A 14,005-nucleotide genomic window follows, 5' to 3' on the forward strand; every position below is an offset into this window, starting at 1 on the left:
AGAGATTCTACACAACTAGCACCTACTTAATTACCCAGTTTCAGGGGAGGATTTTGTTCTAAATCGCGCACTGAGCTCTCCGGCAAATCTGCAATAATCTGCGGGTTTACTACGGGCAACTCATAGTGATTAGCTGAAATTACCGAAGTCCGATCAATGTGCGCAGGACCTTCAATGGTCCAGTCGGCAGTTTCTTTCTTTTCGAAGCGGCACTCGTTGCAAATCCATTCCTTTACTTCGCCATACTCGTTTTTACGAGCCGTAATGCGCAATACGTCTTTGCCTTTGTACCACAGCACTACGTTGCCAGTGCACTTGGGGCAGTCGCGGTGGGCGTTCACGGGCTTTGTGAACCACACGCGCTGCTTGAAACGCCAGGTTTTGTCGGTCAGCGCACCTACTGGGCACACGTCGATAACATTACCGGAGAAGTCATTGTCGATGATGTTCTCAATGTACGTACCGATCTCGGAAGCGTCGCCACGACCTAGTACGCCATGCACGCGGCCTGGAGTGAGCTGGTCGGCAGTGTATACACAGCGGTAGCACAGAATGCAGCGCGTCATGTGCAGCTGAATCAGCGGACCGATATCAATCTTTTCGAAGGTGCGGCGCTCTTCCTCATAGCGGGTGGTTGATACACCATGCTCGAAGGCAAAGTTTTGCAAGTCACACTCACCAGCTTGATCACACACAGGGCAATCTAATGGGTGATTAATAAGCAGCATTTCTACGATGCCTTTACGCACGTTGAGCACCTGCTCGGAGGTCGTATTTTCTACCACCATGCCGTCTTGCACGGGCGTGATGCACGAGGCCACCAGCTTGGGCATCGGCCGCGGATCCTTTGTGGAGCCAGCCGCAACGCGCACTAAGCACGCCCGGCATTTGCCCCCCGAGCCTTTCAGCGGAGTATAATAGCACATGGCAGGCGGCACGATACCGCCGCCGATGGTGCGAGCCGCGTTGAGGATGGTAGTTCCGTCTGGAACTTCTACCTCGATGCCGTCAAAAGTTATTTTAGCCATTTCAAAGTCAGCGAAGATTGGCCTTAGATACTACAGCGTCGGGCTCCTGTGAGGAAAACGCTGAGGTGTGCAGAGGTCAAGTCTTGAATTGTAAATCTCTTTTTTGATCGTTGCTAGGCCAAAACGGCTTTGCCAGGGTAAACCGCGCCAGCGCGTGTGGCCTCCTGAGGATGCTTTACATGCCACTCAAACTCATCGCGGAAGTGACGTACGGCCGCCGCTACGGGCCAAGCTGCTGCCTCACCTAGGGGGCAAATTGTGTTGCCTTCAATTTGCTTAGCTACGCTTACCAGCAAGTCTATGTCGTGCATAGCACCGTGACCATGTTCTAGACGGTGCAAAACTTTTTCGAGCCAGCCTGTGCCTTCACGGCAGGGTGAACACTGACCGCACGACTCATGGTGGTAGAAGCGCGAGAAGTTCCAGGTGTTGCGCACAATACAAGTTGTCTCGTCCATGGCAATAAAGCCCCCCGAGCCCAGCATAGTGCCGGTTACGAAGCCACCATCGGATAAGGACTCATACGTCATCAGACGAGGCTCGCCAGCGGCAGTTTTCAAGATGAGCTCAGTCGGCAGAATTGGTACGGAAGAGCCGCCAGCTACTACTGCTTTCAGCTCGCGCCCTTTCCAGATGCCGCCGCAGTACTCGTCTGAGTAGATGAATTCCTCGACTGGTACACCAAGCTCGATTTCGTAGATACCTGGCTTATTCAAATGACCGCAAGCGGAAATAAGCTTAGTACCAGTGCTTTTGCCAATGCCGATTTTAGCGTACTCTTCGCCGCCTTCGTTCACAATAACCGGTACAGCAGCAATAGACTCAACGTTATTGACTACCGTAGGCCGAGCATATAAGCCCTGCACAGCAGGAAATGGCGGCTTGTTACGTGGATTGCCACGTTTGCCTTCCAGTGATTCCAGCAAAGCTGTTTCCTCACCGCAGATGTACGCGCCACCACCGGGGTGCACATGCAAATCCAGTGAGTAGCCTGAACCCAAGATGTTTTCTCCTAAGAAACCAGCCGCATACGCCTCAGCAATAGCTTTTTCCAGAATGCGCAACACGTACAACAACTCACCACGGATGTAGATGTAGCTAGTGCGCGCGCCCAAAGCGTAGCTGCCCGTAATCATGCCCTCAATCAGCAAGTGTGGTAGCTTCGACATGAGTTGACGGTCCTTGAAGGTACCGGGCTCCGATTCGTCGGCGTTGCAGACGAGGTAGCGCGGCACACCTTCGGGCTTCGCCAAAAAGCTCCACTTCAACCCCGTCGGGAAGCCAGCGCCGCCGCGCCCACGCAGGCCCGACTTCTTGACTTCCTCCACCACCTCATCGGGGGTCATCGTCTTGAGGGCCTTTTCCACGGAGCGGTAGCCACCGTGTTTGCGGTAGACCTCAAACGTGTCGATTCCCTCGACGTTTATATGTTCAGTTAATAGCTTGCGTCCCATGATTTCTCCAGCGTAAGGGGTAGGAGTGAAGGGTTAATTGTGTTTGTCCTCTAAGGGAATTCTGTGCTTAGAAGCTAAGCGTTGTTTTTCTGCTCTTCCCACGGCAAGATCGGCCGATGGATCATACTACGGAGTTCGTTCAGCATAGCGTCCACGGCTTCCGGTGTTTCGAGGCTCTCGTAGTATTTCTCCCGCACCTGCACCACCGGCGCAAACCCACAAGCTGCTAAGCACTCCACCATCTTAATGGTAAACATCCCATCGGGTGAGGTTTCGCCTACCTTAGCTCCCGTAATGCGCTCCAAGTTCTCAGTCAACTCATCTGAACCGCGCAACATGCAAGGACCTGTGCGGCAGATTTCCAATACATGCTTACCAACCGGCTTGAGGTTGAACATGGTGTAAAATGACGAAACCTCATACACCTCAATTGGCTTGAGGTCTAGCGTTTCGGCTACCAAATCCTGCACTTCAGGGCTTACCCAGCCACCAAACTCTGCTTGCGCAATGTGTAGCACCGGCAGCAGAGCCGACTTCTTGCGGTCTTCAGGATAGCGCGTGATGATGCGCTTAATCTCGGCTTGGGCAGCGGCCGAAAATTGAGGCTTAGCGGGAGCAGTCGTAACTTCCATAGGGGACAAATTCAGCAAAAACTACGCGTCCAGCTCGCCGGCAATTACGTTCATCGAACTCAGAATCACGATGGCGTCGGAGAGGCTGGTTCCTACTACCATTTCGGAGTAGGCTTGGTAGTAAATAAAGCAGGGGCGACGGAAATGCAGGCGATACGGCGTGCGGCCACCATCCGAAACTAGATAGAAGCCCAACTCGCCGTTGCCGCCCTCCACGGAGTGATACACCTCACCCACCGGCGCTTCAATCTCACCCATGATGATTTTGAAGTGGTAGATCAGAGCCTCCATGTTTTTGTACACGGCCTGCTTGGGGGGCAAATAATAGTGCGGCGCGTCGGCGTGGTATGGGCCTTCGGGCAGGTTATCAAGCGCCTGGTTGATAATGCGCAAGCTCTGCCAAATTTCTTCGTTGCGTACAAGGAACCGGTCGTAGGTGTCGCCGTTGGTGCCTACAGGAATTTCGAAGTCGAAGTCCTCATAAGACGAATAGGGGTTCATGACCCGCACATCGTAGTCGACGCCGGCGGCCCGCAGATTGGGACCGGTGAAACCATAATTCAGTGCTTTCTCCGCCGTGATTGGGCCTACGTTTACTACCCGATCCATAAAGATGCGGTTGCGGGTAAACATGCTCTCAAACTCACGCATTACGGCCGGAAACTCCTTCAGCCACTTGCGCAGCTTCTCAATAGCCACCGGCGAAAAGTCGCGCTCCATGCCGCCTACCCGACCCATATTGGTCGTGAGGCGCGCACCGCATACTTCCTCGTAAATCTCGTAGACCTTTTCCCGCTCCTGGAACACGTATAGGAAGCCGGTAAAGGCACCCGTATCTACTCCCAGAATCGAATTACAGATTAGGTGGTCGGTAATGCGGGCCAGCTCCATCATGATCACGCGCATATACTGCGCGCGCTTCGGAACCGTAATGCCTAGTAGCTTTTCCACCGTCATGTGCCAGCCCATGTTGTTAATGGGGCTGGAGCAATAATTCATCCGGTCGGTGAGGGGCGTAATCTGGTAGAATGGCCGCCGCTCGGCAATCTTTTCGAAAGCTCGGTGAATGTAGCCAATGGTCGGAACGCCGGAAATAATCCGTTCTCCGTCCATTTGCAAGATGTTCTGAAAAATGCCGTGAGTAGCAGGGTGCGTCGGACCCAGGTTCAGCGTCGTCAGCTCCTGACTGAAGTCGTTGAGGGTGGGCACGAGCTGGTTATGCTGTTGCTCGCGGGCTTCTTGATGAATCTTATGGGTGCCTTCCAGCGTGTCGTTTACTGCCATGATAAGGGTATCAGGGGCCTAGCGGCCGAAAAACAAGTCAGTTTTGTCTTCGCGGGTGCCATCCTCCAGTGGATACTCGCGCCGCATGGGGTGGTAATCCATATCCTCCACATTCAGAATGCGGATGAGGTTGGGGTGGCCCGTGAAGATGATGCCGAAGAAGTCGAAAGCCTCGCGCTCCATCCAGTTCGCCGTAGCGTAGACGTCGGTGAGCGTAGGAACGGCCGGATCGGTAATCGGGAAGAAGATTTTTAGCCGCAGGCGCACATTGTGCACCAAGCTGTGAAGATGATAAATCATGCCCAACTCTTGGCCTTCCTGCTCGGGATAGTGAATCCCGCACATGGTGGTCAGAAAGCTGAACTGCATGGTGGGCTCGCCGTGCAGTGTCTGAATGATTTCGTGAATCCGCTCGCGCGTAGTAGTGGCCGTAAGCAAGCCGTAGGGCTCTTCTACATCGGTGAAAGCATCTTCGCCGAATAGCTGATGCAGGGTAGTGAGTACCCGAGCATTGGTCAACTTATTAGGGTCGGTTTCAGCTACAGCAGCTTGAGCAACAGTGGATTCTTCGTTCGATTCAGCCATTTTTGAGAGGAACTAGAAATAGGGAGCAGGAGCATTCAACTTGCAAATGCTCCTGCTCCCTATTTCTTACTTGATATTATAGGAGGCCAACAGCGCCTGATACTCGGGTGAGTTGCGGCGGCGAATAGACTCGTTTTTGGCCAGATCCTGTACCCGCATCAACCCATCGAGCACTTGCTCCGGACGGGGTGGGCAGCCGGGCACGTACACATCAACGGGGATGATACGGTCGATGCCTTGAAGCACGGAATAGGAGTCAAAAATGCCCCCCGAGCAGGCGCAAGCACCCATTGCCAATACCCAGCGCGGCTCAGCCATCTGCTCGTACACTTGCTTCACAATGGGCGCCATTTTCTTGGCGATGGTACCCATTACCATGAGCAAATCGGCCTGACGGGGCGAGAATGATGGCCGCTCCGAACCGAAGCGAGAGATATCGTAGTGGGAGCCCATGGTGGCCATGAACTCGATGCCGCAGCAGGAAGTGGCAAAAGGCAACGGCCAGAGCGAGTTAGCGCGGGCAATGCCCACCACCTTTTCCAAGGAAGTAGCAAAGAAGCCTGCACCCTCGATTCCATCCGGTGCCTCTACGGTTTTGATTTCTGGAACTCGTATATCAGTCATAAGAAAGAGTCAATTTCAAGAATGGGATTACCCATCTGACGAACACTGGCAAAGAGGCAAAAGTTTGCCTCTTACCGCTCTGTCCAGCGTAATACGCCCTTTTTGATAACGTACACGAAGCCTGCCATGAGCAGCGCCAGGAATACAATCATCTGTAAAAAGCCTTCTGTACCTAACGAGCGGAAGTTGACGGCCCAAGGATACATAAAGATTACTTCCACATCGAACAGCACGAATAGAATGGCTGTTAGGAAGTATTTCACCGAAATCGGCGTGCGGGCGTTGCCCACCGACTCGATGCCGCACTCGAAAGAGCTGTCCTTAACGGCGCTCTTGCGGTTCGGGCCTACTAAGTGAGATACAATCATCGCAAAAGCGACAAAAGCTATAGCAAACCCAAGCTGAACTAAGATGGGCAGATAGTCAGAAGGCTGATATTGCGCAGCCGGAAGAGCAAGAAACATAGTAGCTAGATTAGGGCTAGAGGTAAATCAGCACTGAAAAGCAAAGGTAAGGCGTACGGGTTTGGGAACAAAGGTGAAGCTGCGCTTGGCGGAGAAAGGTAAAGAAGTGGCAAGTCTGCCGCTCAGTTACAGTTAGAACAGGTGCTAAGCAGAAAAGTGAGTTGACAGAAGAGAAAAGAATTATGGAATAAAAAAGCCCCCCAGAAGTACTTCTGGGGGGCTTTTTACAACTTAGATAGCAAGATTAAAAACCACCCTGCCCAGTCACGTTCAGGTTTTCACCTGTTTCAACGCCCAGGAAAGGATAGCGATAATCCACCGGCGTCACGAAGGTTTCCTTGATGGCGCGGGGCGATACCCAGCGCAGGAGGTTCAGCATAGAGCCAGCCTTATCGTTGGTACCGCTGGCGCGGGCGCCACCGAAGGGCTGCTGACCAACCACAGCACCGGTGGGCTTGTCGTTGATGTAGAAGTTGCCGGCAGCATTCACCAAGCGCTTCGAAGCCAAGTCAATAGCGTAACGGTCTTGGCCGAAGATGGCGCCGGTCAAGGCGTAAGGCGAAGTACTGTCCACCAAGTCGAGCGTTTCTTCAAACTTATCCGCGTCGTAAACGTGCATGGTTAACACCGGGCCAAACAGCTCTTCGCACATGGTCACGTACTTGGGGTCGTTGGCCACCAGCACCGTTGGCTCCACAAAGTAGCCTTTCGACTTGTCATATTTGCCCCCCGCAATGATTTCTACCGCTGGGTCTTGCTTCGCGCCGTCGATGTATTTGGCTAGTTTGTCGAAGGAAGCTTCGCTGATAACGGCGTTGATGAAGTTGCCGAAATCTTCCACGTCGCCCATTTTCATCGACTTCAGATCCTCCTGCAAATAGGCTTTTACCTCAGGGTAGAGATTAGAAGGAATGTACACGCGGCTCGCCGCCGAGCATTTCTGGCCCTGATACTCAAATGCTCCCCGGGAAATAGCCGTAGCTACCTGGCGTGGGTGTGCCGAGTGGTGAGCTAGAATAAAGTCCTTACCACCCGTTTCGCCCACGATGCGCGGGTACGACTTGTACTTGTGAATGTTCTGGCCAATCGTCTTCCAAATATTCTGAAAAACACCCGTGGAGCCGGTAAAGTGAATACCTGCAAAATCCGGGTGATTGAAAATTACATCACCAGCGGTCGGGCCATCCACATATACTAAGTTGATAACGCCGGCCGGCACGCCTGCTTCCTGGAACAGCTCCATGAGCACGTGAGCCGAATAAATCTGGGTGTTGGCGGGCTTCCATACCACCACATTGCCCATCAGCGCCGCTGAAGTAGGCAAGTTGCCGGCTATAGAAGTAAAGTTGAATGGCGTTAGCGCAAACACGAAGCCTTCCAGCGGACGGTGCTCCAAGCGGTTCCACATGCCGGGCGCCGACTCAGGTTGCTGCTTATAGATTTCCTGCAGGAAATGCACATTAAAGCGAAAGAAGTCGATCAACTCGCAAGCCGCGTCGATTTCGGCCTGAAAAGCGTTCTTGCTCTGGCCCAGCATCGTGGCGGCGTTCAGGCGGGCGCGGTAAGGGCCGGCCAATAGCTCAGCGGCTTTTAGAAAAATAGCGGCGCGGTGCTCCCAGGGCAACTCAGCCCACTCGCGGCGGGCGGCCAAAGCGGCTTCAATAGCTTGGGCTACGTGCGTGCCATCACCCTCGTGAAACTGACCCAACACATGCTTATGGTCGTGGGGGGGCGAAATGGTTTTGGTTTTGCCCGAGCGCACTTCCTGCCCGCCGATATACATTGGAATGTCTACCTGCTGCTTCTTCAGGTTTTTGAGGGCCTGCTGTAACTCGGCGCGCTCCTTGGAGCCGGGCGCGTAGCCTTTAACAGGTTCGTTAATGGGGGTAGGAACGTTGAAAAAGCCGTTGGCCATAGTTTTAAGAAATGATGGTTCGGTGGGAGTGGGCAAAGGTACTATACTACCGATACCTCACTAAAATTTGTGAATTGATGCTACCTCATTGCCTGATTCGGTAAGCTATAAATACGACAAGCCCAAGGCTTATAAGCAATTGCCCAACGCCTGAGAATGAGGCATTAGCGAAATCGGCTTGGCTGACAAAGAATCGGTTGTAATGAATAGGGATTTTTTGACCAACAGAAGCATCATTGAATTGCTGTTGCGTAACCCGCATCTGCGAATAAGTCGAATCGGAGAATGGGGTTGGGTAAACTAAGCTTAAGTAATACAGATCGTTCCGTTGACTATAATTAGCCGTTTTACTTATTATTAAAGCAGTGCTTTCAGGACCATGTACGAATTCCCAGCTTACATAACATCGGATTAAAGAGACTATCAAGAACAAGCAAGCACAACCAAAAGTCAATATTTCTGCGTCTGATAGGCGAGTGGGTGATTCCAATCGTTTGCTTGCTTTTCGCATATGTAATCAAAGAGTAGCTGGATTATAAGCTTGCTAGTAGCGCCAGCACTTGCTCCTTTAATTCTTCCTGAGAGCCATTGTTGTGGATAATGGTAGCGAAGTGTGGATAAGCATCCATCACCGTTTCGCTGGGGTGATTATCGTCGCGGGTGCCGTCGCCACGCTGTTGGAGCGGGTCGCCTTCTAAGCGCAACATTAGACCGCCGCGCTCCCGAATAGGGTCGGCTTCGTTGGCAAAACGTACATCAGGCACGATGACGAACTGATCCTCGGGTAGGCGGGCAAAGAAGGCTTTTACCCAAATTTCGGGCTCCCAGGCTCGTAGGGCGTGGCCTACTTGTTGAAGCATTTCGCCGCGGGTGCGCTCGAAGATGGGAAGCAGTTGCGCTTTACCATCTTGGTAGTAATAGGGGGCAATTGCCTCGCCAGCCAAGGTGGCGCACACCGCCTTGATGGCGTCGCCGAAGGAAAGAATCTGCCAGTTGCGCTCTGGCTGAAGTTGTTGGATGAGGCGAGCTACGGTATCCTTGCCGCTGCCTCGCTTCCCCGAAATGCCGAGTAAGTGTATCATATCAGCACAAAGGTAGACGGCATTGGGGGGCTTTTTCTTCTACAAAATCTCCTTTAGCTCGCTCAAACAGCTAATCTCATACGTCACTTCGTTAAAATGACGTCGCTTCTCGGGGTTGAAGTATACCTGATCGATGCCGGCATTAAAAGCGCCCAGCACGTCGCATTCCAGGTTATCACCAATCATCAGGCTTTCCTCAGCGCTGGCGCCGGTGCGTTCCAGGGCGTGCTCAAACATGCGCCGGTCGGGCTTGAGGAAGCCGCTACATTCGGAGGTAACTATTTCCTGAAAGAAAGGTGTGAGCTGCGAGGAGTCGAGCTTGATGTATTGAATTTCCTTAAAGCCGTTCGTTATCAAATGCAGGGTGTATTTGGTCTGCAAATACTCCAGCATGTCATAGGTGAAGGGAAACACCGCCGATTTAGTAGGAAGCAATTCGGTAAAGTGCTGGGAAATGCCCTCCGGCACGTCGGCTTCAGCCACACCTAGCCGTACTAACGTGCGCGTAAAGCGCGTGCTGCGCAACTGCTGCTGCGTGATTTTGCCCCCCTGATACAACCGCCACAGCGCATGATTGATGTCGCGGTAGCGGTCAATAAACTCCTCCACCGTGAAGGTGCCGAAGCGGCCCAAATCATAGTGGGTAAAGAGCGTACGCAGGGTTTCGTCGGCGTTTTTCTCAAAATCCCACAACGTATGGTCGAGGTCAAAGAAGAGGTGACGATAAGCCTTGGCTGGACGAAATGAGTGGCTGGGGGGCATTTTTAATCAAGTAGGAGTTTAGATACAACGCGCCCGTGTAGCAGATGTTCGCGCACAATAGCGGGCGCGTCGGCGGGCTGTACGTCGCCGTAAATGGCGCCTTCGGGATATGCGATGAGGGCCGCACCGCATCCTTTTTTGCAATGCTTGCACTCATCAATGCAGCCGGTGGGAAAGGCACGGTTGAGCTTTTTGCTGAGTCCCTGCTTTTTAATTTCCTTTTTCAGGGCTTTCACCACGTCGCGGCCTACCTCACTTTTTTGGTTGGTGCAAACGAAAAGGTGATGTTCGTATTTCATAAACTAAACTAGCTAAGCTCAACCGCCGCGCAGGCCAACACCCTTATGCTGGTTGATAGCCCGTCCAGCGGCGATTCTGAAGCTTGTACGCGGCCAACTCCCGATTCGACCAGAGCGTTTGGTAAATCTGCTGATCGCGCATCAGTTGAGGGTCTTTTTCCATGTAACCCAAAAACTGGTGAACCAGGTCCGCCATTTCGTCCTTTATAAAATAGAAGGCCCAATTGTCGAGTCGCCGAAAGCTGACCAAGCCCGCGTTTTTCAGATACAATAATTGGCGGGAGGTTTTGGTTTGGGTGAAGTCCAAGACCTGTTCGAGGTCGGAAATGCACATTTCCTGGTTGCGCCAAAGCAAATGCAGCATGCGCACCCGCGACTCGTCGCCGAGGGCCTTAAATAGTTGCTGACCAAATGCAACGCTGAAGTGTTTAAGACGCATCCTTTACCGAACAAAGCTGGGAAATAGCCCCCGCATAAAACGAAACAAATTTACAGCCCGTCCGGCTTCGACCTGTCAAAGAGCCGTATTATTGCAGTATAGCACATCCAAGTATGTCTGATAAGAGTCGAATTTATGTTGTGGCCACGCTAGGGCTGCTGTTAGTGCTTTTTTTTCTGGCACCTATGGCAGGCCACGGGCAGGGGCAACGGCGCGTAGTGCAGTTCTCAGGTATTGTGGCCACTGGTGATAGTTTGCTGGGTGTGCCGGGCGCTACCGTATTTGTTCCTTCGGCGGGGCGAGGCACGGCTACCAATTTGTACGGTTACTTCTCGCTACCCGTACTCACCGGCGACAGCATCGTGATTCGCTCATTGGGCTACCGCAATCAATACGTCATCATCCCGCCTGATTATCCGCGGCAGAGCTACTCGGTTATTGTCTCACTACAAGAAGACGTGACAGTGCTGCCAGAAGTACGGGTATTCCCCTACGCCACAGAAAAGGAGTTTAAAGAAGCTTTTCTAGCCTTAAAGCTACCTAAGGAGCGCGGTAGCAGTGCCGCCAGAAACCTGAGCCCCGACGTGCTCCGCCAGATTTTCAATAATGCACCCGTCACCAGTGCCGGCAACTACCGGCAGACCCTTCAACAGCAGCAGCAGGGCTACGACCGGCGCATGGGTATGGGCCAAACACCTCAAACCAACAATCCTTTATTGAATCCTTTTAGCTGGCTGAAACTAATCCAGCAGGTGAAAGATGGGGAGTTCAAGAAAAAGGAAGGCGTAGACTACTAAGCAGCTAGCTTGTTAGGGCAGTAAAAGCCCCCCAGGCCGTCATGCAGAGCGCAGCGAAGCATCTCACGTGCGGTCGTCAGAGTTAGTATTGCAACGAAGCGAGCGAGATGCTTCGCTGCGCTCTATATGACCGACTTTAGAAGAAAGAGCCCACCAAGCTCAACTGTCTGAAAAACAGGACAACCAGTAAGTGGGTTTTACTGTAAAACCATCCGTGCTGGTTCCACGTGGGAACTGGCCATTGAGTGCTCAACGCAGCACCTTATACCTTGTTTTTCAGTATTATGGATACGAACCTCCCGGTTTCTTCCCATCCGCGCGTCGTTATTATCGGCTGCGGATTTGCGGGTTTGCGGCTGGCGAAAGAATTGCGCCACGCGCCCGTGCAAGTTGTCGTCATCGACCGCAATAACTACCACAATTTTCAGCCGCTTCTGTACCAGGTGGCTACTGGCGCCCTTGAAGCGGATAGCATCGCATATCCAATTCGCAAGATTTTCGCGGGCCAGAAAAACTTTTTCTATCGCATGGCCGACGTGCAGCGCGTCGTGCCCGAGCGCAACTTGGTGCACACCAGCGTGGGCGATATTCGCTACGATTATTTGGTAATTGCCACCGGCTCACTTACCAATTTCTTCGGCATCGAGAGCATTGAGAAGAATGCCATGCAAATCAAGAGCATTCCGAATGCCCTGAATTTGCGCAGCTTTATTTTCCAGAACTTTGAGAAAGCGCTGCTCACCGAAAACCCGGAGGAGAAGCAGGCGTTGCTGAATATCGTAGTAGTCGGCGGCGGACCTACGGGCGTCGAAATCAGTGGCTCTCTGGCCGAGATGCGCCGCCACGTGCTGCCCAAAGACTACCCGGAACTGGATTTGCAGCAGATGCAGGTTATTCTGGTGGAAGCCGGACCAGCCGTGCTTGGGCCAATGTCGGTGAAGTCGCAGCAGGAGTCGAAGCGCTACTTGGAAGAGCTCGGAGTGATTGTGCGTTTGAATACGTCCATCAAACGGTTTGAAAACTGCCGGGCCTATTACTCCGATACCGAATATATTCCAACTGAAAACCTGATCTGGGCGGCTGGGGTGAATGGGGCCGAAGTACCCGGTTTGCCCCCCGAAGTTGTAGCCCGCAATAAGCGCATCAGCGTGAACCGTTGGAACCAGGTGGAAGGCTTCCAAAATGTCTTCGCCATCGGCGACGTGGCCAATATGGTGACGGAGGAGATGCCCCGCGGCATGCCCATGCTGGCACCCGTAGCGCAGCAGCAAGCCGAATTATTGGCCGAAAACCTCCAGCGCATTATGCGTAACGAAACGCCCAAGAACTTCGAGTATGTTAATAAAGGCGTGATGGCCATTGTGAGCCGCAACAAAGCCGTAGTTGACTTGCCCAAAGACGTGCATTTCAGCGGTATTTTGGGTTGGTTTACTTGGTTGTTTGTGCACTTGATGACACTTGTTGGCTTCCGTAATAAAGTCGTAGCCTTCGTCGACTGGGCGTTCAGCTACTTCAGCTCCGATCAAGCCCTACGCCTCATTATTCGGCCCTTCAGCCGCCGCGATGTGAAGGACGATCAGGGGAAGAAAAAGGCTGAGCACCAGAATGCTACACCGGAGTATAACCCGACGCCGCCCGCTATTCAAACGCCCGTAACAAGGTAGCTAAAAGGTAAATTAACATACGAAAAAAGCCTCCCAACGGAATGCTGGGGGGCTTTTTATTGCGAAACCTCTACTAAAGAGCGTAGTCGGCAAGCGCTTTACTTACATCATAAATGTTGCGGTCGTTGCGGAAGGTTTTGCTGATGGCATCCGTCTGGCCGCGCACCCAGATTTTTAGCTCCGCATCGAGGTCGAAGTGCCCGGTGGTTTCCATTGAGAAGCGCTCAATGCTACGATACGGCACACTCAAAAACTCCTTCTTCTTCCCCGTAATACCTTGTTTATCCACCAAAATCAGGCGCTTATTCGTGAAAATAAGCTGGTCGCGGATAATGACGAAAGCTTTTTCAACCCGCTCGTCAGTGGCCAGCAGGCGACTGAGTTCTTGTTGCAATTCCTGGGCGTCGCTTTCCGAAGCATTGCCAATTAATCCGTCGAGAAGTCCCATAATCGGTGTGGAGTTGGTGGAAGACGAAGCTACAACGAAAAATTACTTGACTAGAATAGTTTTACCAGCTGTGCAAAAGGAGTCAGTAACCATAACCTGCGGTGCAGTATACATTATTTTGTTAGCTGTACAGAAGCGCTCAACCTTCTCAGCAGAAGTTGCGGGCCTAAGTCGGATAAATAACTGTTCACCTCGGCGCAGAGTAGGGAGGTTCTGAAAGGTTTGTACCACATTGGCGTAGGTAGCAGGAACGGCGGCTGGTCCTGGAATAGGCGCTCCCATATCGCCACTAAAATAAACGCTTGTCCCGATCGGTAAGGCCGTATCAATCTGTAGCAAAAACGCGCCTTCGCAAGTCGTCCCTAACATCGTGCTGCTCACGCATTCATTGCTAAAGTTGTCCTCTTTTTCGCACGCTACGGTGGTGACTATAATGCTGGCATATAATAGAATGATATAGGCTTTTCTCATTGGGATTGGGCTAAATTTGCTTGTGTGCAGATAGGAGCCTGATACCAATACTTAGGT

General features: G+C 52.4%; 16 protein-coding genes. 2 read left to right on the forward strand and 14 right to left on the reverse strand.

Annotated features, from left to right (window positions below; translation table 11 throughout):
- Positions 1–26 precede the first annotated feature (26 nt).
- From H8B13_RS08485 to H8B13_RS08540, 12 genes are all read right to left on the reverse strand, one after another.
- Complete coding sequence (locus tag H8B13_RS08485; protein WP_166074202.1) at positions 27–1,028, reverse strand: 2Fe-2S iron-sulfur cluster-binding protein; 1,002 nt, start codon at positions 1,026–1,028, stop codon at positions 27–29.
- Positions 1,029–1,141: 113 nt separating this feature from the next.
- A complete protein-coding gene (gene nuoF, locus H8B13_RS08490) occupies positions 1,142–2,482 on the reverse strand; it encodes an NADH-quinone oxidoreductase subunit NuoF (RefSeq protein WP_187310389.1) in 1,341 nt (446 codons plus the stop codon).
- A gap of 74 nt (positions 2,483–2,556) precedes the next feature.
- On the reverse strand, positions 2,557–3,114 hold the full coding sequence (gene nuoE, locus H8B13_RS08495) for a complex I 24 kDa subunit family protein (protein ID WP_187310390.1): 558 nt from the start codon (positions 3,112–3,114) through the stop codon (positions 2,557–2,559).
- Between the two features lie 21 nt (positions 3,115–3,135).
- Complete coding sequence (locus H8B13_RS08500) at positions 3,136–4,398, reverse strand: NADH-quinone oxidoreductase subunit D (protein WP_133274064.1); 1,263 nt, start codon at positions 4,396–4,398, stop codon at positions 3,136–3,138.
- 18 nt (positions 4,399–4,416) lie between these two features.
- Positions 4,417–4,983 (reverse strand): NADH-quinone oxidoreductase subunit C, encoded by a 567-nt coding sequence (locus H8B13_RS08505; protein ID WP_187310391.1) that lies wholly within the window; start codon positions 4,981–4,983, stop codon positions 4,417–4,419.
- A gap of 66 nt (positions 4,984–5,049) precedes the next feature.
- Positions 5,050–5,607 (reverse strand): NADH-quinone oxidoreductase subunit B, encoded by a 558-nt coding sequence (locus H8B13_RS08510; protein ID WP_222841381.1) that lies wholly within the window; start codon positions 5,605–5,607, stop codon positions 5,050–5,052.
- Positions 5,608–5,678: 71 nt separating this feature from the next.
- Positions 5,679–6,071 (reverse strand): NADH-quinone oxidoreductase subunit A, encoded by a 393-nt coding sequence (locus H8B13_RS08515; RefSeq protein ID WP_166074206.1) that lies wholly within the window; start codon positions 6,069–6,071, stop codon positions 5,679–5,681.
- Between the two features lie 244 nt (positions 6,072–6,315).
- On the reverse strand, positions 6,316–7,986 hold the full coding sequence (pruA, locus tag H8B13_RS08520) for an L-glutamate gamma-semialdehyde dehydrogenase (RefSeq protein WP_187310392.1): 1,671 nt from the start codon (positions 7,984–7,986) through the stop codon (positions 6,316–6,318).
- Between the two features lie 533 nt (positions 7,987–8,519).
- The gene (locus H8B13_RS08525; protein WP_187310393.1) at positions 8,520–9,068 is read right to left on the reverse strand and encodes a hypothetical protein; all 549 of its coding nucleotides are present in this window, start codon (positions 9,066–9,068) and stop codon (positions 8,520–8,522) included.
- Positions 9,069–9,107: 39 nt separating this feature from the next.
- Positions 9,108–9,830, reverse strand: coding sequence for a YjjG family noncanonical pyrimidine nucleotidase (locus H8B13_RS08530; RefSeq protein ID WP_187310394.1), 723 nt, complete (start codon positions 9,828–9,830; stop codon positions 9,108–9,110).
- Positions 9,831–9,832: 2 nt separating this feature from the next.
- A complete protein-coding gene (locus H8B13_RS08535; RefSeq protein WP_187310395.1) occupies positions 9,833–10,129 on the reverse strand; it encodes a (2Fe-2S) ferredoxin domain-containing protein in 297 nt (98 codons plus the stop codon).
- Positions 10,130–10,172: 43 nt separating this feature from the next.
- Positions 10,173–10,568 (reverse strand): ArsR/SmtB family transcription factor, encoded by a 396-nt coding sequence (locus H8B13_RS08540; protein WP_166074211.1) that lies wholly within the window; start codon positions 10,566–10,568, stop codon positions 10,173–10,175.
- Between the two features lie 113 nt (positions 10,569–10,681).
- Between H8B13_RS08540 and H8B13_RS08545 the strand changes: the two genes are divergently transcribed.
- Positions 10,682–11,365, forward strand: coding sequence for a carboxypeptidase-like regulatory domain-containing protein (locus tag H8B13_RS08545; protein ID WP_187310396.1), 684 nt, complete (start codon positions 10,682–10,684; stop codon positions 11,363–11,365).
- Positions 11,366–11,649: 284 nt separating this feature from the next.
- Entirely contained in the window at positions 11,650–13,029 is a 1,380-nt protein-coding gene (locus tag H8B13_RS08550) for an NAD(P)/FAD-dependent oxidoreductase (RefSeq protein WP_187310397.1), read from the forward strand.
- Positions 13,030–13,102: 73 nt separating this feature from the next.
- Here H8B13_RS08550 and H8B13_RS08555 read toward each other — a convergent pair whose 3' ends face one another.
- Together H8B13_RS08555 and H8B13_RS08560 are read right to left on the reverse strand one after the other, a co-directional pair.
- Positions 13,103–13,477: a PH domain-containing protein gene (locus H8B13_RS08555; RefSeq protein ID WP_166074214.1), complete on the reverse strand. Its 375-nt coding sequence runs from the start codon at positions 13,475–13,477 to the stop codon at positions 13,103–13,105.
- Between the two features lie 42 nt (positions 13,478–13,519).
- A complete protein-coding gene (locus tag H8B13_RS08560; protein WP_187310398.1) occupies positions 13,520–13,948 on the reverse strand; it encodes a hypothetical protein in 429 nt (142 codons plus the stop codon).
- Positions 13,949–14,005: the final 57 nt, after the last annotated feature.

The sequence above is a fragment of the Hymenobacter sp. BT188 genome, from assembly GCF_014333585.1.
GTDB lineage: Bacteria > Bacteroidota > Bacteroidia > Cytophagales > Hymenobacteraceae > Hymenobacter.